The organism is Variovorax sp. MPBD4-3, from assembly GCF_058809745.1.
This window is the reverse complement of the sequence record NZ_JBXASW010000065.1, coordinates 11,104-31,541: the sequence shown is the minus strand read 5'-3', so window position 1 is coordinate 31,541 and position 20,438 is coordinate 11,104. Positions and strand designations below refer to the sequence as shown.

The 20,438-nt window shown below is 61.7% G+C and carries 17 protein-coding genes and 3 pseudogenes; 11 read left to right on the top strand and 9 right to left on the bottom strand.

Going from position 1 to position 20,438, the window contains the following annotated elements; translation table 11 throughout:
* The 8 genes and pseudogenes from AC1RVW_RS26325 to rpmH all read right to left on the bottom strand — a co-directional run.
* Nucleotides 1–467: pseudogene (locus tag AC1RVW_RS26325) on the bottom strand (zinc ribbon domain-containing protein); the annotation flags it as partial.
* Between the two features lie 219 nt (nucleotides 468–686).
* Nucleotides 687–734 (bottom strand): annotated as a pseudogene (locus AC1RVW_RS26320) (hypothetical protein); the annotation flags it as partial.
* Between the two features lie 100 nt (nucleotides 735–834).
* Nucleotides 835–1,296 (bottom strand): Crp/Fnr family transcriptional regulator, encoded by a 462-nt coding sequence (locus AC1RVW_RS26315; protein WP_081269786.1) that lies wholly within the window; start codon nucleotides 1,294–1,296, stop codon nucleotides 835–837.
* Nucleotides 1,297–1,385: 89 nt separating this feature from the next.
* On the bottom strand, nucleotides 1,386–2,792 hold the full coding sequence (gene mnmE, locus AC1RVW_RS26310; RefSeq protein ID WP_081269785.1) for a tRNA uridine-5-carboxymethylaminomethyl(34) synthesis GTPase MnmE: 1,407 nt from the start codon (nucleotides 2,790–2,792) through the stop codon (nucleotides 1,386–1,388).
* Between the two features lie 75 nt (nucleotides 2,793–2,867).
* Entirely contained in the window at nucleotides 2,868–4,556 is a 1,689-nt protein-coding gene (yidC, locus tag AC1RVW_RS26305) for a membrane protein insertase YidC (protein WP_081269784.1), read from the bottom strand.
* The gene (gene yidD, locus AC1RVW_RS26300; RefSeq protein WP_106936290.1) at nucleotides 4,553–4,840 is read right to left on the bottom strand and encodes a membrane protein insertion efficiency factor YidD; all 288 of its coding nucleotides are present in this window, start codon (nucleotides 4,838–4,840) and stop codon (nucleotides 4,553–4,555) included. Before yidD ends, yidC begins: the two co-directional genes overlap by 4 nt.
* Complete coding sequence (locus AC1RVW_RS26295) at nucleotides 4,837–5,250, bottom strand: ribonuclease P protein component (protein WP_493203533.1); 414 nt, start codon at nucleotides 5,248–5,250, stop codon at nucleotides 4,837–4,839. Before AC1RVW_RS26295 ends, yidD begins: the two co-directional genes overlap by 4 nt.
* A gap of 101 nt (nucleotides 5,251–5,351) precedes the next feature.
* Complete coding sequence (rpmH, locus tag AC1RVW_RS26290; protein WP_007834827.1) at nucleotides 5,352–5,486, bottom strand: 50S ribosomal protein L34; 135 nt, start codon at nucleotides 5,484–5,486, stop codon at nucleotides 5,352–5,354.
* Between the two features lie 340 nt (nucleotides 5,487–5,826).
* Here rpmH and dnaA point away from each other — a divergent pair, with 340 nt between their 5' ends.
* The 7 genes and pseudogenes from dnaA (at nucleotide 5,827) to AC1RVW_RS26255 (ending at nucleotide 13,309) form a co-directional block, all read left to right on the top strand.
* Entirely contained in the window at nucleotides 5,827–7,206 is a 1,380-nt protein-coding gene (gene dnaA, locus AC1RVW_RS26285) for a chromosomal replication initiator protein DnaA (RefSeq protein ID WP_081269782.1), read from the top strand.
* Between the two features lie 88 nt (nucleotides 7,207–7,294).
* Complete coding sequence (gene dnaN, locus AC1RVW_RS26280) at nucleotides 7,295–8,401, top strand: DNA polymerase III subunit beta (protein ID WP_081269781.1); 1,107 nt, start codon at nucleotides 7,295–7,297, stop codon at nucleotides 8,399–8,401.
* Between the two features lie 134 nt (nucleotides 8,402–8,535).
* Complete coding sequence (gene gyrB, locus AC1RVW_RS26275; RefSeq protein WP_106936289.1) at nucleotides 8,536–11,157, top strand: DNA topoisomerase (ATP-hydrolyzing) subunit B; 2,622 nt, start codon at nucleotides 8,536–8,538, stop codon at nucleotides 11,155–11,157.
* 56 nt (nucleotides 11,158–11,213) lie between these two features.
* Nucleotides 11,214–12,250 (top strand): annotated as a pseudogene (locus tag AC1RVW_RS26270) (IS3 family transposase).
* Between the two features lie 160 nt (nucleotides 12,251–12,410).
* Nucleotides 12,411–12,737: a hypothetical protein gene (locus tag AC1RVW_RS26265; protein ID WP_493203529.1), complete on the top strand. Its 327-nt coding sequence runs from the start codon at nucleotides 12,411–12,413 to the stop codon at nucleotides 12,735–12,737.
* A complete protein-coding gene (locus AC1RVW_RS26260) occupies nucleotides 12,731–12,940 on the top strand; it encodes a hypothetical protein (RefSeq protein WP_493203527.1) in 210 nt (69 codons plus the stop codon). Before AC1RVW_RS26265 ends, AC1RVW_RS26260 begins: the two co-directional genes overlap by 7 nt.
* Before the next feature lie 153 nt (nucleotides 12,941–13,093).
* Nucleotides 13,094–13,309, top strand: a complete 216-nt coding sequence (locus AC1RVW_RS26255) for a hypothetical protein (RefSeq protein WP_493203525.1) — start codon at nucleotides 13,094–13,096, stop codon at nucleotides 13,307–13,309.
* Between the two features lie 131 nt (nucleotides 13,310–13,440).
* Here AC1RVW_RS26255 and AC1RVW_RS26250 read toward each other — a convergent pair whose 3' ends face one another.
* On the bottom strand, nucleotides 13,441–14,244 hold the full coding sequence (locus AC1RVW_RS26250) for a hypothetical protein (protein ID WP_493203523.1): 804 nt from the start codon (nucleotides 14,242–14,244) through the stop codon (nucleotides 13,441–13,443).
* Nucleotides 14,245–14,588: 344 nt separating this feature from the next.
* On the opposite strand from AC1RVW_RS26250, the gene AC1RVW_RS26245 reads away from it, so the two are divergent.
* From AC1RVW_RS26245 to AC1RVW_RS26230, 4 genes are read left to right on the top strand one after another with little or no spacing between them, the layout of a single operon-like run.
* The gene (locus AC1RVW_RS26245) at nucleotides 14,589–15,962 is read left to right on the top strand and encodes an Eco57I restriction-modification methylase domain-containing protein (protein WP_493203521.1); all 1,374 of its coding nucleotides are present in this window, start codon (nucleotides 14,589–14,591) and stop codon (nucleotides 15,960–15,962) included.
* A gap of 8 nt (nucleotides 15,963–15,970) precedes the next feature.
* Nucleotides 15,971–18,292: a sensor histidine kinase gene (locus tag AC1RVW_RS26240; RefSeq protein ID WP_493203519.1), complete on the top strand. Its 2,322-nt coding sequence runs from the start codon at nucleotides 15,971–15,973 to the stop codon at nucleotides 18,290–18,292.
* Entirely contained in the window at nucleotides 18,282–19,451 is a 1,170-nt protein-coding gene (locus tag AC1RVW_RS26235) for a hypothetical protein (RefSeq protein ID WP_493203517.1), read from the top strand. Before AC1RVW_RS26240 ends, AC1RVW_RS26235 begins: the two co-directional genes overlap by 11 nt.
* Nucleotides 19,408–20,247: a hypothetical protein gene (locus AC1RVW_RS26230; RefSeq protein ID WP_493203516.1), complete on the top strand. Its 840-nt coding sequence runs from the start codon at nucleotides 19,408–19,410 to the stop codon at nucleotides 20,245–20,247. The genes AC1RVW_RS26235 and AC1RVW_RS26230 overlap by 44 nt, the downstream gene beginning before the upstream one ends.
* Nucleotides 20,248–20,438: the final 191 nt, after the last annotated feature.

Below are 20,438 nucleotides of genomic sequence, written 5' to 3'. Positions count from 1 at the left end.
ACGGCGGGTGCCGGAGTCTCAGCGGCGCCGGGCGCGGGGGCTGAAACGGTTGCCTGCTTGCGTGGCCGGGCGGCGGGCCTGGTGCTTGCCGCGGGCGGTGCGGCTTCGGCGACGGGAGGTGCCTCGGCCGCCGGAGGCTGCGGCGCGGCCGGCGCCTGCGCCGTGGGTGGTGCCGGCTCGGCTGGAGGCGTCGCGGGCTCGACGGGCGGTGCCGATGCCGCCGGTCCGGTATCGGTGACCGCCGCGGGCGCCTTGCTGGTTCCGTAGCCGTACCAGCCCGCGACCATCATCAGTACCGCCACCGCCAGCAGCCCGAGCCACAGCAGGATGACCCGCTTGCGGGGCGGCCGCTCGACCGGCCGCCGGACCTTGACCCGGGTGCGCTTGCGCTCGGCCTTTTCCGGCCGCGCCGTCTCGAAGCCCGACGATGGCGCGGGCGGCGGTGGTGGGGGGTCGTCGTAGACCATGACCACCGTCTCCTGGTCGTCCGACGGTGGCGGGGTGGGCGATCTTCCAAAGAACGAACGCCCGGGCTCGGCCTCGCGCGGATCGGAGAGCGGCGCGGGTATGGTCGGTGCGCGCAGCTGGGCGGGAGCGGTGGTCGCCCACTCGCGCTCCGGGCTCGGCGGCGGGGGAATCCTGGCGGCCTTGCCGGACAGCGTGGCACCGCAGCTCCGGCAGAAATTCGCGCCGTCACGGTTTTCCGTGCTGCAGACCGGACAGATCAAGGCCATGGCGTACTACTGACTACTCTCGGGAACCGGAACGAAAAAGGGCTGTTGGCGGGCATGCCCGCATCTGGAAGGGAAGTCTGGCGAAGAGGCCGCCGGGGCCTCAGGTCACGGCGACGCGCTTGGAGCGGTGCGCCATGCGCTTGGCGATCACCGCGCCCAGCGCCATCGCGATTTCCAGCGCCAGGTTGGGCTGGCGGTTCGACATCTCGGCGAAGCGGATCGCGTTGAGCCGCCATACGCGGCCCGCGCCGGTGACCACCACGTTGGCGGAGTGCGGCAGGCGCGAGAAGAACGAGCCTTCGCCCACCACGGACCCCGGCGTGAGCACGGCGAGCCGCATCTGCTCCTTGCTGCTGACGCGGTGCACGCTGATGGCGCCGCTCTCGATGAAGAACACCGAGCGGTCCGGCGTTCCCTGCTCGATCAGCACGTCGCCGACGGCGGTCTCGATGGGCTGCAGGTACCCGGCCAGCGTTTCCCATTGCTGGACGCTGAACGTCAACGCAAAAGCGTCGGTGCTCATGTTCTCCGCGATGGCGCGGCTCAGATTCTGGATGGACATGCTTTTCTCAACCCCCGCATCGGTCTCGAAGTATCCGCGATGGCCGCCAGATTGGGCTACAAGTGATTACGTTTTTGCGGCGCCTGTCGCTATTTGCCAATGCAGAAGCGCGAAAAGATGACCCCCAACAGGTCATCGGCACCGAACTCCCCCGTGATCTCGTTCAGCGCGTTCTGCGCCAGCCGCAGTTCCTCGGCCAGCAGATCGAGCAGCTGGGCCTGCGCAGCCAGGTGGCTGGCTGCCAGTGCCAGGTGCGCCTCGACCTGCGCCAGCGCCTGCACGTGGCGTGCGCGCGCCAGGTACACGCCCTCGGGCACGGCCTGCCAGCCGGCCATGGCCAGCAGCTGTTCGCGCAGGGCCTCGATGCCCAGGCCGGTCTTGGCGGACAGCGCGATGCCTTCTGCGGGCCGTGCCGAAGGCGCCGCGTCCTGCTTGTTCCAGACATCCAGCACCGGCACGCTCGCCGGCAGCTTGCGCCGCAGGCCCGCCAGGATCTCGGCGTCGGCGGCCGCGTAGTCCGGCAACGCGGCCCGGGTCAGGTCGTGCAGGAACAGCACGGCGTCCGCGCTTTCGATCTGGCCCCAGGCGCGCGCGACGCCGATCTGCTCGACCTCGTCGCTGCTCTCGCGCAGGCCGGCGGTGTCTGCCACGTGCAGCGGCACGCCGTGGATCTGGATGGTCTGCGAGACCACGTCGCGCGTGGTGCCCGCCACCGCGCTCACGATGGCCAGCTCGGCGCCGGCCAGTGCGTTGAGCAATGAGCTCTTGCCCGCGTTGGGCTGCCCCGCGATCACGACCTTGATGCCTTCGCGCAGCAAGGCGCCTTGGCGCGCGCGCTGCTGCACCGCGGCCAGTTGCGACTGCAGCTTCGCCAGCTGCCCGGCCGCATCCGCCTTCTGCAGGAAATCGATCTCTTCCTCCGGAAAGTCGAGCGTGGCCTCGACAAGCATGCGCAGGTGGATCAGCGCATCGCGCAGGGTGTGGATCTCGCGCGAGAACTCACCGGACAGCGAACGCCCGGCACTGCGCGCGGCCGCTTCGGTGCTGGCGTCGATCAGGTCGGCAATGGCCTCGGCCTGCGCCAGGTCGATCTTGCCGTTGAGGAAGGCTCGCTGGCTGAACTCGCCCGGCTCGGCCACGCGCAGGCCGGGCAGGCGCGGGCGGCCGGTGACCGGGTCGGGCTCGGCCGCCGCTTCCAGGCAGCGCGCCAGCAGCAGTTGCAGCACGACCGCGCCGCCGTGCGCCTGCAGCTCGAGCACGTCTTCTCCGGTGAAGGAATTCGGCGAGGGAAAGTGGATGGCCAGGCCGTGGTCGACCGGCTCGCCGTCGGCATCGCGAAACGGCAGGTAGGTGGCCTCGCGCGGCTTGAGCGCACGCCCGCAGATGGCATCGATCAGCGGCGCCAGCCTGGCGCCCGACACCCGCACGATGCCGACCGCCCCGCGCCCCGAGGCGGTGGCGATGGCGACGATGGGATCGGTGGTACGGGCGAGCATGGTTCGGATTCTTTCAGCAAAAAGGGCCGCTTACGCGGCCCTTCGTGGGATGGCTTGGTTGCCGTGCGGCTGCCGTTACTTGGTGCCGAGCACGCCCAGGCGCTTGTTGATGAACCACTGCTGCGCGATCGACAGCACGTTGTTCGTGATCCAGTACAGCACCAGGCCGGCCGGGAAGAAGATGAACATCACGCTGAACGCGAGCGGCATGATCCACATCAGCTTGGCCTGCATCGGATCGGGCGGCGTCGGGTTGAGCCAGGTCTGGAACAGCGAGGTGGCCGTCATGACGATCGGCAGGATGTACCAGGGGTCGGGTGCCGACAGGTCGGTGATCCAGCCGATCCAGGGCGCATGGCGCATTTCGACCGACGACAGCAGCACCCAGTAGAGCGCGATGAACACCGGGATCTGGATCACGATGGGGAAGCAGCCGCCCATCGGATTGACCTTCTCGGTCTTGTAGATCCGCATCATCTCCTGCTGCATTTCTTGCGGCTTGTCCTTCAGCCGCTCGCGCATTTCCATGATCTTGGGGTTGATGGCCTTCATCTTGGCCATGCTGGCGTACGCCTTGGCGTTGAGCCAGTAGAAGGCCGCCTTCAGCAGCACCACCAGCGCCACGATCGACCAGCCCCAGTTGCCCAGGATGCCGTGCAGCTGGGTGAGCAGCCAGTACAGGGGCTTCGAGATGATCGCGAAGATGCCGTAGTCCTTCACCAGGTCCAGGCCGGGGGCGATGCTCTCGAGCTTCTTTTCTTCTTCGGGACCGGCGAACAGCACGCTGTTCACGACCTGCGTGGCGCCCGGGGCGATCTTCGGCAGCGTGGCCACCATCGACACGGTGAACAGGTTGTCGCCCAGGTCCCTCACGCGGAATTCGCGGCGCAGTTGTTCGCTGGCCGGGTCGCCCTTGAGCAGCCAGGCCGAAGCGAAGTAGTGCTGCACCATCGCGATCCAGCCGTCGTTGGCCGGCGGCGGCGGTTCGATCTTGCCCTTGGCGATGTCCTTGAAGTCGAGCTTGTGGAACTTCTTCTCGTTGGTGTAAGCGGCCGGGCCGGTGAAGGTGTTGGTGCCGAACATGGTGCCGGCGGCCACGGTGCCGTGGCGCAGCAGCTGCATGTAGAGCAGGGCATCGCGCGGCTGGTCGCTCACGTTGACCACTTCGTGGCGCACGCCGATGGCGTAGTCGCCGCGGTGGAACACGTAGGTCTTGACGTACTTCAGGCCGCCGACGGGGGCGCTTTCGAAGCTCACCTCGAGCGTGTTCTGGCCGTCGGCCATCTCGCGCGGGCCGGCCTTCGGCGTCATCTGCGTCAGGTGGTTGGGGAAGGCGTCGCCGGCCACCGGGTTCACCAGGCCGGTCTGCGCGACGTAGCGCGTGGCGGGCGAGCCGTCTTCGAACAGCACGACGTGCTTGGTGCGGTCGGCCTCGTCGTACTTCAGCAGCTCGAGGTAGTTGACCGTGGCGCCTTCGCTGTCGATCGTGGCCTTGAACAGGTCGGTGGTGACGTTGACCTTCTCGCGCGGCGCGGCCGGCGTGGCCGACGTCGGCACGGCACCTGCGCTGCCGGGGGCGGCGGACGCGGAGGGCACGCCATTGGTGGCGGCAGGCGTCGTGCCGGCGGCCGGCGCGGTGGCGGCCGGCTTGCTGGACGGCAGGAAGGTCGGCTTGTTGCCGTTGAAGACCTGCCATTGGTCCCACAGCAGCACCAGCGAGAACCCAAAAATCACCCACAGTATCGTGCGGCGGATATCGTTCATGACGAAGACTTCTTGTCGGAGGAGAGAAGAGACGAAAACAGCGATCCTGACTTGTCAGTGCGACGCTGTGATTTCGGTGGAACCGGATCGTGCCCGCCCTGGCACCAGGGCTGGCATCGCGCGATGCGGTGCAGAGTCAGGTAGCTGCCCTTGAGCGCGCCGTGCACCTCGAGCGCCTCGATCGAATACACCGAGCAGGTCGGCGTGAAGCGGCACGACTGGCCGAGCCAGGGGCTCAGCAGCAGTCGGTAGGCCTTCACGAAGCCGATCAGCAGGCGTTTCATGATGAGGATGGGGCCGGCGAGGAAGACGAAGGCGCGCGCGCGGCGCGCGCCAGCAGCTGCTGGAGCTCGGCGCGAACGGCGGCCTTGAGCTTGTCCGAGGTGGCGCTCACGAATTCCTTGCGGTCGAAGCCCGCGCGCAGACGCACCACGTGCGCGGCACGTGGCAAGGCGACGCCCTGAGCGGTGCTCACGGCGTAGATCTGGCGCTTGATGGCGTTGCGCGTGACCGCGCGGCGCGCCCAGCGCTTGGGCACCATGGCGCCCAGCCAGACGTCGTCGGACGCGAACAACGGCTGTGCGCCCGATGCGGAATCGAGCGCACAGCGATGCAATGCGAAATGAGCAGTGCGCGCCACGGTGGCACCTGCGAGGACGGCCTGGAACTGCGCGCGGGTCTTGAGCCGCTGCATGGAAGCCTGGCCGCGCACGTCGTTACCGGTCTGGCCGGACGCACCGGCCGCGGGAGCTGGCGCTGACGTGTCGGCTGCTGGCAACGGCAGGTGTGCTGCCGTCAGACGGCCAGGCGCTTGCGGCCCTTGGCGCGGCGTGCGTTGATGACGGCACGGCCGCCGCGGGTCTTCATGCGGACCAGGAAGCCGTGGGTACGGGCGCGGCGGACTTTGGAAGCTTGATAAGTGCGTTTCATGATGATTTCCTAATTCCCTGTTCGCGCGGACTCTCTGCCTGAAAAAGCACGAGAAGCCAGCGGGGCGCCGGGGGAGCGTATTGGGATGACCCAGGGATACCCCTGAACTCCTACTCCTGGCGCCGGTGAAGAACGCAAAGAGGTTTCAGGGAAACCCGCAATTATCGCAAACATTGGCCGCCCGAACAATCTTCGACTGGATTTGCGGGGCTTTCGGCATCCGGGTCAGCGTGTGGATAAGGTTTTGACAAGTTAGAATGCCAGGCGCCTTCCAGCAGAGAATATCCACAATACCTATACCAAGAAATGCCCGAGGGTTCCATCACTTTTTCCCCCGCCCATGTCGACTGACGGCATCGGCGAAAGCCTCTGGCAGGCCTGCGTCGACCAGCTCGCGCAGGAGCTGTCCGAGCAGCAGTTCAACACTTGGATCAAGCCCCTGACGGCACAGGTCGCCGACGACCTGTCGCGCATGACCGTGTTCGTCGCCAACCGGTTCAAGCTCGACTGGATCCGGGCCCAGTACGCCGGCAAGATCGCGGCCATGGCCGAAAAGATGTACGGCCAGCCGGTCGCAATCGAGTTAGCGCTTGCTCCCCGCGAAACGCCCGTGCGCTCTGCGCCCGTGGCGGTCATGACCGAAACCGACGTGCCGCGCGACGTGGCCGGCCCGGGCGAGGAGCCCGCTGCCGCCGGCTTCAAGAACCGCCTCAATTCGGGCCTCACCTTCGACACCCTCGTCGAAGGCACGGCCAACCGCATGGCGCGTGCTGCGGCCATGCACGTGGCGGGCATGCCCGGCCATCTCTACAACCCGCTCTTCATCTACGGCGGCGTCGGCCTGGGCAAGACCCACCTGATGCACGCTGTGGGTAACCGGCTGCTGGCAGACCGGCCGGATTCCAAAGTTCTCTACATCCACGCCGAGCAATTCGTCTCGGATGTGGTCAAAGCCTATCAGCGCAAGACTTTCGATGAGTTCAAGGAGCGCTACCACTCGCTCGACCTGCTGCTGATCGACGATGTGCAGTTCTTCGCCAACAAGGACCGCACGCAGGAAGAATTCTTCAACGCGTTCGAGGCCCTGCTCGCCAAGAAGTCGCACATCGTGATGACCAGCGACACCTATCCGAAGGGGCTGGCCGACATCCACGAGCGCCTGGTTTCGCGCTTCGATTCGGGCCTCACGGTGGCCATCGAGCCGCCCGAGCTCGAAATGCGCGTGGCCATCCTGATCAACAAGGCGCGCGCCGAATCGGCCGAAATGCCGGAAGAAGTGGCCTTCTTCGTCGCCAAGAACGTGCGCTCCAACGTGCGCGAGCTCGAAGGCGCGCTGCGCAAGATCCTGGCCTATTCGCGCTTCAACCAGAAGGAGATCTCGATCGCCCTGGCGCGCGAGGCGCTGCGTGACTTGCTGTCGATCCAGAATCGGCAGATCTCCGTCGAGAATATCCAGAAGACGGTGGCCGACTACTACAAGATCAAGGTCGCCGACATGTACAGCAAGAAGCGCCCGGCCAGCATCGCGCGGCCACGGCAGATCGCGATGTACCTGGCCAAGGAGCTCACGCAGAAGAGCCTGCCGGAAATCGGCGAGCTGTTCGGCGGGCGCGATCACACGACGGTGCTGCACGCGGTGCGCAAGATTTCGGGCGAGCGCCAGCAGCTCACCGAACTCAACCAGCAGCTCCACGTGCTCGAGCAGACGCTCAAGGGCTGAAGCCGGATGTCACCCAGGATGCCCATCGCGACAGCGGAGAATGGCGTCTTACAAGCTGATTCAAAGAGATAGAGAAGAGGAAGAAGACATGATCGTTTTGAAGGCAAACCAAGACAAAGTCCTCGCCGCGCTGCAGTCGGTGGCGGGCATCGTCGAACGGCGTCACACCTTGCCGATCCTGGCGAACGTGCTGATCCGCAAGACCGGCGGCCAGCTGCAGCTGACCACCAGCGACCTCGAAATCCAGATCCGCACCACCGCCGAGCTCGGCGGCGACGAAGGCAACTTCACCACCACCATCGGCGCGCGCAAGCTGATCGACATCCTGCGCACCATGCCGGCCGACCAGACCGTGAGCCTCGAGTCGAGTGCGAGCAAGCTGGTGCTCAAGGGCGGCAAGAGCCGTTTCACGCTGCAATCCTTGCCGGCCGAAGACTTCCCGCTGGTGCAGGAAGCCGCCAATTTCGGCCCCGTGTTCAGCGTGCCGCAGAAAACGCTGAAGGACCTGCTCTCGCAGGTCTCGTTCGCGATGGCCGTGCACGACATCCGCTACTACCTGAACGGCATCCTGTTCGTCGCCGAAGGCAAGCAGCTGAGCCTGGTGGCCACCGACGGCCACCGCCTGGCGTTCTCGTCGGCCACGCTCGACGTCGAAGTGCCGCGCCAGGAAGTCATTCTTCCGCGCAAGACCGTGCTGGAAATGCAGCGCCTGCTGTCCGACGCCGAAGGCGCCATCGAGATGCAGTTCGCGAACAACCAGGCCAAGTTCAGCTTCGGCGGCATGGAGTTCGTCACCAAGCTGGTCGAGGGCAAGTTCCCCGACTACAACCGCGTGATTCCCAAGAACCACAAGAACACCGTCACCCTGGGCCGCGCGCCGCTCCTGGCCAGCCTGCAGCGCACCGCCATCCTGACCAGCGAGAAGTTCAAGGGCGTGCGCCTGAACATCGAGCCGGGCACGCTGCGCATCGCATCGAACAATGCCGAGCAGGAAGAAGCACAGGACGAACTCGACATCGACTACGGTGGCGACACCATCGAGATCGGCTTCAACGTGACCTACCTGATCGACGCGCTGTCGAACATGGACCAGGACATGGTCAAGCTGGACCTGGCCGACTCCAACAGTTCGGCCTTGCTGACCATCCCCGAGAACGCATCCTTCAAGTACGTCGTGATGCCAATGCGTATCTAGCAGACAGACACCGAAGCGCCTTGCGCACACAGCCCGCGGCCCCCCGCGGGTTTGCGCTTTCAAGAGGCGGCGAATTGAGCTTTTGAGAGCCCGAAAAATCACGTGAATGCCGTGAGAGACAGAGGAATATCCGAATGAGTGCTGAAGAAAACAAGCCCGAAGTGCCGCACACCGAGCCCGTCTACACCCCTGAAGTCCAGGTCGTGCCGCCGGAGGACATCCCAGCCGACACCAGCTACGGCGAAGGCTCGATCACGATCCTCGAAGGGCTCGAGGCGGTGCGCAAGCGCCCCGGCATGTACATCGGCGACACCTCCGACGGCACCGGCCTGCACCACCTGGTGTTCGAAGTGGTGGACAACTCCATCGACGAGGCGCTGGCGGGCCATTGCGACGACATCGTCGTGACCATCCACTCCGACAACTCGATCTCCGTCACCGACAACGGCCGCGGCATCCCGACCGGCGTGAAGATGGACGACAAGCACGAGCCCAAGCGCTCGGCCGCAGAAATCGCGCTGACCGAGCTGCACGCCGGCGGCAAGTTCAACCAGAACAGCTACAAGGTGTCGGGCGGCCTGCACGGCGTGGGCGTGAGCTGCGTGAACGCGCTCAGCGTGATGCTGCGGCTGGTGGTGCGCCGCGAAGGCAAGATCCACGAGCTCGAGTTCAGCCGCGGCTTCGTGCAGAACCGCCTGCTCGAGACGGTGAACGGCGTCGAAGTCTCGCCCATGAAGATCATCGGCGACACCGACAAGCGCGGCACCGAGGTGCACTTCCTGCCCGACACGCAGATCTTCAAGGAGAACAACGATTTCCACTATGAAATCCTCTCCAAGCGCCTGCGCGAGCTGAGCTTCCTGAACAACGGCGTGCGCATCCGCCTGAAGGACGAGCGCACCGGCAAGGAAGACGACTTCTCCGGCGCCGGCGGCGTGCGCGGCTTCGTGGAGTTCATCAACAAGGGCAAGACCGTCCTGCACCCGAACTCGTTCTACGCCGAAGGCGAGCGCCCGGCCGACACCTACGGCGGCATTCCCGGCACGCACATCGGCGTCGAAGTGGCGATGCAGTGGAACAGCGGCTACAACGAGCAGGTCCTCTGCTTCACCAACAACATCCCGCAGCGTGACGGCGGCACCCACCTCACGGGCCTGCGCGCCGCGATGACCCGCGTCATCAACAAGTACATCGAAGAGAACGAGTTCGCCAAGAAGGCGAAGGTCGAAGTCACCGGCGACGACATGCGCGAAGGCCTGTGCTGCGTGCTGAGCGTGAAGGTGCCCGAGCCCAAGTTCTCGAGCCAGACCAAGGACAAGCTGGTGTCCAGCGAAGTGCGCGCGCCGGTGGAAGACATCGTCGGCAAGCTGCTGACCGACTACCTGCAGGAACGCCCGAACGACGCCAAGATCATCTGCGGCAAGATCGTCGAGGCCGCGCGTGCCCGCGAAGCCGCCCGCAAGGCCCGCGAAATGACGCGCCGCAAGGGCGTGCTCGACGGCATGGGCCTGCCCGGCAAGCTGGCCGACTGCCAGGAAAAGGATCCGGCGCTGTGCGAGGTCTACCTGGTGGAGGGTGACTCCGCCGGCGGCTCCGCCAAGCAGGGCCGCGACCGGAAGTTCCAGGCCATCCTGCCGCTGCGCGGCAAGATCCTGAACGTCGAGAAGGCACGCTACGAGAAGCTGCTCACCAGCAACGAAATTCTCACGATGATCACCGCGCTGGGCACCGGCATCGGCCGCGCCGGCGCGACCACGGCGGGCGGCGGCGCGGACGACTTCAACGTCGCCAAGCTGCGCTACCACCGCATCATCATCATGACCGACGCCGACGTCGACGGCGCCCACATCCGCACGCTGCTGCTCACCTTCTTCTACCGCCAGATGCCCGAACTGGTGGAGCGCGGCCACATCTACATTGCGCAGCCGCCGCTGTACAAGGTCAAGGTCGGCAAGGAAGAGCAGTACCTGAAGGACGGCCCCGCGCTCGACGCCTTCCTGCTCAAGGTGGCGCTGAAAGACGCGCGCATCGAGACCGGCGGTGCCAGCTCGACCACGCTCAGCGGCGACACCCTGGCCGAACTGGCGCGCAAGCACCAGGTGGCCGAGGCCGTCATCGCACGCCTGCGCAACTTCATGGACGCCGAGGCGCTGCGCGCCATCGCCGACGGCGTGGCGCTCGACCTCGACACCACGCCCGCCGCCGAGGCTTCGGCCGTGGCGCTGCAGGCCAAGCTGCGCGAACTCAACACGACCGGCGTGCCGGCCGAGGTGAGCAACGAGTTCGACGCCCGCACCGACAAGCCGCTGCTGCGCATCAGCCGCCGCCATCACGGCAACATCAAGAGCAGCGTGATCACGCAGGACTTCGTGCACGGCGCCGACTACGCCGCGCTGGCCGAAGCCGCCAACACCTTCCGCGGCCTCCTGAGCCCCGAAGGCGCGCTGGTGAAGCGCGGCGAGGGCGAGCGCGCCAAGGAAGAAAAGGTCGACGACTTCCGCCAGGCCATGAAGTGGCTGATCAGCGAAGCCGAACGCGCCACCTCGCGCCAGCGCTACAAGGGCTTGGGCGAGATGAACCCCGAGCAGCTGTGGGAAACCACCATGGACCCCGCCGTGCGCCGCCTGCTGCGCGTGCAGATCGACGACGCGATCGAAGCCGACCGCGTGTTCACGATGCTGATGGGCGACGAAGTGGAGCCGCGCCGGGAGTTCATCGAGCAGAACGCGCTGCGGGCGGCGAATATCGACGTGTAAGCCTTCCAGGCTGTCGGGGGGTGCGGACGAAAACTTGGACTACCAGGAGGTAGTTCGTGTATTCCTACGAAGATCGAATTCGAGCCGTTGAGCTCTACATCAAGCTGGGCAAGCGCGTCAGACCTACGATCCGCCAGCTCGGTTATCCAACCAAGAATTCTCTGAAGGGCTGGTACAACGAATACCAGCAGAAGCTCGACTTGCCGACGGGCTATGCGGGCCGAGCAGCCAAGTTCTCGAAGGAACAGAAGGCGGCAGCGATCAAGCACTACCTCACTCACGACCGCTGCATTGCGGCCACCATGAGGGCATTGGGCTAGCCCGGCAGGGGGACGCTAACTTCCTGGATTCGCGAGGCCCTTCCTGAGGCCAGAAGGGCTGCCGTCGGCAGTGTGAAGCGACGAAGGCATTCCACAGAGCTGATGCAAGCAGGAGTCATGGGGCTTTGCACGCGCGAGGAAAGTGCCCAGGACGTCACGATCTCCAAGAAGGTCGTGCAGCGGTTGATGAAGCAGGAAAGCCTGGTTGTTCCAAGGCCCAGGAAGCGCAGATATGCGTCATACCTTGGCGAGATCAGCCCAGCGCCCGAGAACCTCATCAACCGTGACTTCCAGGCCGCAGTCCCCAACGCGAAATGGCTCACAGACATCACCGAGTTCCAGATCCCGGCGGGCAAGGTGTACCTCTCGCCCATCATCGACTGCTTCGATGGAATGGTCGTCAGCTGGACCATGGGGACCAATCCGGACGCGGAGTTGGTCAACACGATGCTGGACGCAGCCATCGAGACAGTGGCCGAGACGAATGATCGGCCTGTGGTCCACTCCGATCGGGGCGGCCACTACCGCTGGCCAGGTTGGTTGTCCAGAATGAGCGACGCGAAGTTCACCCGCTCGATGTCTCGCAAGGCCTGCTCACCTGACAACGCCGCTTGCGAAGGCTTCTTCAGTCGACTGAAGAACGAGCTTTTCTATCCTCGAGACTGGAAGAACGTCGCCATTGAGCAATTCATCGAAGCGGTTGACTCGTACATCCGCTGTACAACGAGAAGCGGATCAAGATCTCTCTTGGCTCTCTCAGCCCCATCGAATAGCGGGTGAGCCTTGGACTTGCGGCATAAAACCAGTCCAAGTTTTTATCCGCACCCCCGGAAGTCAGCGAAGGGACCATTCAGACGGCGCGCCGCGGCTTCCGGATGAAAAAAATACCCCGAGGGGTATTTTTTGGGTGGATCACTTCAACCAGATGTAGTGATGGAACATTCCGGTAACGAGCAACACCGCGTTTTCGTTGTTCTCGAATCCAAACCCGAAGTGGGCGATCTTGATGATCATGAGATTTTCTCCTTTCTGAGCCTCGGTCCGGCCAAGACATCACTCTTATTTATCGTTTCGCTTTTTCTGAAGCAAGAAACGCTGCCGGCCATCCCGTCTCCTTTCTTCGACGCGCCACGCAAGGCAAGCTCTGCACCTGCGGCGGCGACTTCGGCGGTCGACTTCAAATTCGAAGCTATTCCGGTACTCGCACCACATGCGCCTGTTTCGGATCGAATCTGCCCGTCTTCGATCGCGCCATGCTGATGCTTGAGCACCGCGTGGCAGAACCCAAACATCACCGGCGCGCGTACGACGAACTGTCTGGCCGCTGGCTCCAGGTCTTTGCGGCCTACACGGATCTGCAGCCGCAGCCCTCACCCCCTACGGTGCACCCGCTGCTCACTGCCGCATGGGGCGGGCGCCGCTATCGGCTGTTGGTGCAGCCCGACGCGAGCGATGAGGCATAGGTCAGGGAGATGGTAGCGATGGTGACTGCGCGACTGTCCAACCTTGCAACCGGCCGGTCGCTGATTCAGTGGGCTTCAGGCAGCCAGTCGAGCAGTTGACGAAAAGCAGAATCCCTATATAAAGGATTCATCTACATATCGATGGGTACATCTATGAAGATCAATGCCAAAGGCGTCGTTCCAACCCGATTCGAGATTATTGATGCATCAGCCGAAGAACAAGCGAAAGTGATTCACGCTCTACAAATGCTCGAGCTCGATTACGAATTGCCTGATTTTTGCGATGACGAATCACCCCGACTCGTGATCATTGCGAAAACTGAGGTTAAAGCGGATCAGTTTCAGAACCAATTTGCTGGATACATGTAACTCTGTCGGTATATCGAGCAAGGTGGTTAGCATGGCGTACGACGCACGTATGCCCTGCATGCTTGTGACACAGGAGACTCAAAGAGGTTGGTGCCCTCGATAAGCCAGTGGTTGATCTGCCTGTTTTATAACTAAGCCGACGCGGGCCGCGCAGCCATCGCAGCAAGAGCTGTGGAAGCAGAAATCGCAATTGCTTTTTCGTGCTCGCGAATCAGTTTTTGGAAGGCTTCGAAGGCTCGGTAGCAGTGGTGGCATTGCTCTTCCAGTAGCTGGACTACCAGTTTCAGTGTTAAAGGCTCCATGCCTCCGAAACCATAGCTAACCCGCTTGGTTTTATCATCGACGTGGCGCGTGACCGTGTTGGCCTGCCCCAAGACGATTCGCGGGGAGAAGCGATGGTTGTAGGTGTTGCGAAAATTCCCGGTCCGCGCTTGGTAAGACCTATCGCCAAGCCGCTCGAGCTTCGTCTTGAGCTTGTTCCATGTTTTCCAGACACGCCCAGCCGTTTCTGCCTCCGAGAAATAGATCTCGTCGTCCATGGCCAGATCGTCCTTCCATCCCTCAGGTGCTTTGGCGCGGCCAGCTTGGTGACAAAGGTGGGCGGAGGCGAAGATAAAACGTGACCGAATGACATAGGGCAGGTTGAGTGCAATGGTCGCTAGCGGATCAACGAATTCCACCGCAACGTCGAGTTTTCCGTCATTGTCCAGCTTGTCGACCACTGCTTGCCATGCTTCCAGCTGATGGGTGTAACGGCTCAGGTCGTTGATGATGTTGGCAAGTTCTTGAGAAAACTCCCTGAACATCTCGGCATACGGCATCCATTCGAACGGCAGTGTTTGAGGCAGCGCACCCCAGCCGTACGGCATGAATTTTTCTTTCGACGGGATCACTTTCAACGCAGCGCGATATTGCCTATATCGGTCGATCGACATGCCTTGTCCCTCGCCAGAATCGTCTCCAACATGACATGCTACACAGCCTCCTGTGTTCTCCGAAAAGCCACGCCCATCCTGGCGAAATTCTTCCCCGTTGGCCGCGGCTTCGCCTATCGATCTCTCTAGGAGATCGCTAAGCGCGTGTATGGACGCTCAACCGGCCTATTTTGAAGACTGAGCCGCGCGGTCCATCGAGCGGCAAGCCGACCTTTCACGTACCCTGTGCGGACCGCAAAAAATGAAAAAGAAAATTATGTTACTAATTTATACTTCGCGCGCACGACAGCGAGGTCTCAAGGAATGACAGCCGAGCAGTTGCCAAGTGGAGGCGAGAAATTTTGATGGATCGAACAGGCGAAAACGCCGACGCGTCGGGCGTTGGCGATAGCGTGGCGCCTGCAGAGGTCTACCTTTCCCGCTGCCAGGTGGATACGCCAGAGCGCTTGGTCAAATTCGTTTGGCAACGCGTAAACGCCTCGCGTCCCAACGCTGGCAGCGTGGTCGATTTCGGTTGCGGCGATGCTCGCTTCGCCCGCCAAGGCAAGTTCGAGCGTTACACCGGCTTCGAGATCGATGAAAGCCGAGGCCCCACCGTGGCACTGGCGCCACCGAACAAAGTTCATATTGCTTGCGCCTTCGAACAAACCGAAGAAACTTTGGGTTTCAACGTTTGCGTTGGGAACCCGCCATACGTGCGCCACCACGACCTGGAGCCAAAGTGGCTAGCGCAAGCGCAAGAGCGTTTGACATCGCTGGTGGCCTACAAGGGTGACGGTAGAAGCAACGCGTATGTGTATTTCATGTGGCTTGCGCTCGCCTCGGTCGCCGCCGATGGCCTGGTGGCCCTCGTCATTCCTTACGAGTGGGTCAGTCGTCCCGCAAGCCAAAAATTGCGCGACTTCATCAAGGCTTCCGCTTGGGACGTGGATATCTACCACATCGAAAACGCCGCATTCGAACGTGTGCTGACTACCGCGTGTGTCGCCATCATCGACAAGCGTGCTCCGCGCGAAGGGCAGTGGCGTCTGTTCAACGTGTCTGACAGCGACGAGATCGTGGCAATGACCCAGGCCACGCGTTCCGCGCAGCGGCAACTCGCCTATGAGAAGGCCACAGACGCAGCAAAGGCCATCCGGGGCCTTAGCCCGGGGGGCAAGGAGACCTTCCTGCTCACGGAGGCCGAACGCATTCACTTCCAATTGCGCGTTGGCCTAGATGTAGTACCGGCTGTGTCGTCGTTTCGCCACCTCGAGCAATCGCAAGCGTCGCTGAGCGAGACCTTTTTCCGGAAGCACTTCGTTCACGCTGGGCGGCGTTGCTGGCTGCTCAATACGAGCGACGCGCCATCGGCTGCCCTGCAGAAGTATCTGGATCAAGTCCCTCAGGAGGCACGAGACAACTACACGTGCAACGCACGCGCGCTGTGGTGGAGATTTCCCATGCCGAAGAAGGCGGACATCCTTTATTCGTCAGGCTTCAAGTCGGCGCGCCCGAAGATGTTCCGAAATCACGTTGGCGCGATTCACGTCGGTAGCATCCACGGTATTCACTGTACTAACGCAGACGTTGTCACCACCGTTTTCAACGCTTTGCAGAAGATAGATCTCTCCAAGAAGGTCGTCTCTCTGTCTAACGAATTCCTGAAAGTGGAGGTCCGACAGATGAACACTGTGCTGAACTCGGTCCTCAAACGCACCGCCGCGCGCGGCTCCTGAGCGCACCGATGGCACGAGATATTGTCAGCTCCGCCGAAGTCGCATTCGAGGTCGAAGCGAGGCTTCTTCAGGAACTGGGCGAACGACTTGTCGCTTCGCCCGATGTCGCGCTTCTGGAACTCATCAAGAACGCCAGTGACGCGGACGCACCTGAATGCCAAGTCGCGCTCATGACCAAGTTTGGCAAGCCAATACTTGTCATTGCCGACAATGGTCAAGGAATGAGCGAAGACGACTTCCGCCATCGCTGGATGCGTATTGCGGCGGACAGCAAACGCGACAGGCTGACCAAAATCTACGCGCGTGCGGTCACTGGGCAAAAAGGCATTGGGCGTTTCGCGATCCGCTACCTTGGCTCGGCCATGAAGCTGGAATCGGTCGCGAGGGATCCTGCCACCGGCGAGCTCCGCAAGCTCGAGGCCATATTTGACTGGCAGCGTTTGGACAAGAAGTCCCAGCTCAAGGACGCCAACATCAAGTTCTGGGTGAGTCGCGTTCATGCCGAGGAACAAACCGGTACGCGGCTGACCGTCTCGCGGCTCAAGCGCGACCTGCGAGACGCCGTCGACAAGTCGATGCTCACGCGGGTATTGGAGATCGTTTCTCCCATTTCCACATTCGACGCAGGACCATTCGCCAAAAAAAGAGGCGTGACTCAAGTGGTGGCTGACTTGGCCGGCCTGCAGGTGGCGAACAACGCGCAAGCCGCTACCCCGACGGTCTCTGGCGCGCTTTTGCCAGAAGACGACCCAGGCTTCAGGGTAACTTTCGTTGGCTTTCCGTCCATTCCGGAGGAACGGGCAGATCTTGCCCAAACAGTCATCGCCAACTCGTGGGCTCGGCTCACCATCTCGTTGCAGGGTCAAACGCTCAAGTACACCGTTCGGTTCAGAAGCGAGCGCAAAACGCACTCGCTGCAGGTGCCGTTCTTCAACAGCATCAGCCAGGGTCTTCACGGCGACATTGCGTTTGCACCGAAACGCAAAAATTCATTCACAGATATGGGCGCGGATGGTCGCGAAATTTGGCGGTGGATCCGCCAGAGATCGGGCGTTGGCGTCATCGACAACGGGTTTCGCATCCGACCCTATGGATTCAAGGACGACGATTGGCTCTACCTGAATCAGGACGGTGCACATAACAGGCGAATGTGGCGATCGACGATCGCGAACGAACAGTTTCCACTCAGTGAAGTAGAGCAGGCGCGCCCTGGGCTCAACCCCGCACTGAACATCGCCACCAGCTACCAAGTGATCGGCGCCATCTACGTTGCATCCCGGGCATCGAATGACCCGGGGGAAACCGACCTGGTGCCCTCCATGGACCGGGAAGGGTTCCTGAACAACGACGCCTATGAGCAAATGGTCGACGTGGTGCGCGGAGGACTTGAATACCTAGCGAAGGTCGACAAGTCACGCCTGCTGCAGATGGAAGAGCAGAAAGCTGCCGAGCTACGCATCGAGCTTCGTGCCGACCTCGCGGAAACGATCGACGACATCAAAGCGGATCCGCGTTTGGCGAAGGAAGAGAAAGCGGCGCTGGTGCAGCACTTCTCCAGCCTGGCCACGCGCGTGGTGGAGCAAGACGAGTACGACCGCGCCGCGCGCCAACGACTCGAGATCGCTGCCGGTCTGGGCGTGGTCGCTGGCTTCATGACGCACGAGGCCGAGCGACTGTTTCTCGCCCTTGACTCGATCATTGAAAAACTTTCTCGTTCAGGTGCTGCAAGCGCGACCACGCGAAAGGATCTGGACGAGATCATCCGTTCACGAGCGCAGCTCGACGGCTACATCCGCTACACACGCCTTTATACCGACTCTTTGCGCAGCGGCGAGGCTCGAGAATTCTCAGCACTGGGGCAAATCGAATGGGTGATGGACAGCTTCGGATCCATCGCTCTCAGCCGCGGCATCGAAACGATCGTTGAATGCGCAAGCGACGTCATGGTGCCGAAAGTGCCGGTGGCCATGTATAGCGCAGTACTTCTGAACCTATACACGAACGCGGCGAAGGCTGTCATCGCTCGCGAGTCGGACGGGCGGCCGCCCAAGATTCTGATTTCGGCTTGGAATGACCCGAAGCTTCATCACCTGTCGGTTCAGGACAGCGGGATAGGTATTCCGCCGACCGCGCTCAAACGCATCTGGGATCCCTTCTTCACGACCACTTCCCGAGTGAACAGTCCACTCGGTTCGGGCATGGGATTGGGTCTCTCACTGGTGCGGGATTTGGTCACGCGGGAAGGCGGGCGTGCCGAAGTTGCGAGCGCCTCGCTCGGATTCAACACGTGCATTCACATTTCTTTGCCCAGGAAGAGCAATGGCAACTAAACCACAGAGACGCTCGATCGTCCTTTTCGAAGACAACCCTGAAATCGCTGAAGCTTTGAAGGCTGCCTTGCAGCCTCGACTTGGCAAGACTCTAGACTTTCACGTGTTTCCGCTGCACGTGCCGCCGGCGACGCTCAAGGAGCCATATGAAGATCGCCTTGCCAAGGCACTCTCCGCGCCAGAGTTCGGAGATGTAGTCCTCGTGGTCACGGACCGGGATCTTTCGACGCAGCAGTGGGGGGGTCTTTCTGAAGCAGCTGTCACACGAGCTGCGGAGAAGCTGGGTCTGCCCGTCGCCTGCTATCGGCAAGCCAAGGCAAATACAGAAGATCGACTGAAGCGCATCCCAGGCAACGGCCAGATTGAATTGCCTGAGCGGACCGAAGAGCGCGCACGGCAAATCGTGATTCTCGCCAACGGATTCATCGAGATGGAGCGTCTGATCGGCACTGATATTGGCGCGACAGCAACTCCGAAGGCGAAGACGACGGCAAAAACCAAGGCAGTCAAAAAACCTTCGGCCGCCACTGCCACCAAGGACCCCGGGACACCTGGCACGCTGCTCGCAAAGGTATTGGGTCAACCCGACGTGGCAGCACATTTCGATCTTTTTGCCTGCGGCGACCAGCGAGCAACTGCAGAAATCATGACGGTTTCCCAGCAGCAGGGGTCTGTGCTGAGCGTTGAGCAAAAACGCCGCCTCGTGGTAGCGCTGGGGGTCTGGCTTGCTGACCTTGTCATGGAGTACCCAGGGTTGCTCCTGAACGCCACGGCGGCCGCAAGTTACCTCGACATCCATCCGAACGATTTCGCCAAGGACAGCGTGCGCGAGATCTTTGCGTCCTCACGCTACGCCAAGCTGCCGTTCGCAGACGAGGAGCGTCCAATGTGGTGGAGGCATTTGCTGGATGAAACAGTGAACGCCGCCATGGTCGTCACTGGCCGCGATCTGTGCGCCGCGAAAGGGTTGAAGCGCATCCGCTTCTGTCCTTGCTCGGTCAAGCCGGAACTGCATGCAGGCTTCTATTGCATGGCGACGCATAAGCAGTTGAGCGATGAAGAGTCATCGGGACGAGTGAGTTGGTTTCCTGTTGGTGCAGACCTCGCGCGTCTCAATGCCCGCACCCATCGCGTGCTCGCTCCATGGATTGGTTCCTGAGATGGCAACGGGGAAATCGGCTATTACAGAATTCGTCGATCTGGCGGATAAGGCATACAACAATGTTTATCAAAAGTTCAAGCAGGTTGCGGAATTCGAGAAAACTCAGTTATTTTCTCCCGTTGCAAGTCAAGCCTTCATCGCAAGGAAAAGTGACCTTCCGCATCGTGATTCCGTAGAAGTAAACGGCGCCCTGCGAATAAGCCATTTACCGCATAGCAGAACAAGAGTCGCGGGCGCTTCTCGCTCTAAAGACAAAAAATCGGAGGATAGCTCCAAACATGCGAATAAGCTTGTGGTTCTGCTTGAATCACAGGACATTTACAAGTTCGATGGAAAGCCCGCGTCGCACAACAGCTTCCTTTATTCGTCAGTGGTTCGTATGGCTTACTTTCAGCCAGTATTCAAAAAATGGAAGCCGTTGTTCTGCGTTCGATACGATTTTGGCAAATCCGAGGATGCACATCCCGTTTTCCACGCCCAACTGGAAGACGGCATTCCAAGCAAAAGTACGCGTCAGCTATTCGGAGACATACCTGATATTGAAGAAGCCTTAAAAGTGCATCCTGGCGTAAGGCTTCCTACTGCAAACGTCATCGGGGCTACCGCACTTCTCTCTTTAGCCGCAGATCATTTGCCTCTGAAGGAATTTCCCAATATTTTGCGAGTGGTAAAGCAACAATCTATTTTTCGTGGGGAATGGCGGTGCGGCTGCGAGACTCTCGATTCTTATGTGGCACCACGCGCAATGCTGGCGAGCGAGTGGTACAGCCCTGAGCTTCGCGGTGCGACTTAACTTCGCACGAGACGCAAAAAAGCGCTCGCAGCTTTTTCGGGCAAGTCCACGCTTATGTGTTGCCGACCGTTAATATCCTTCAATAACTTTGTACTGGGACTATGCTGAACTGCAGGGACGTCGCTACAATGAAGGTCATACTAGGAGAGTGTCATGAGAGCTGCTGAACTTAAAGTTGTGGTGAACGCTAG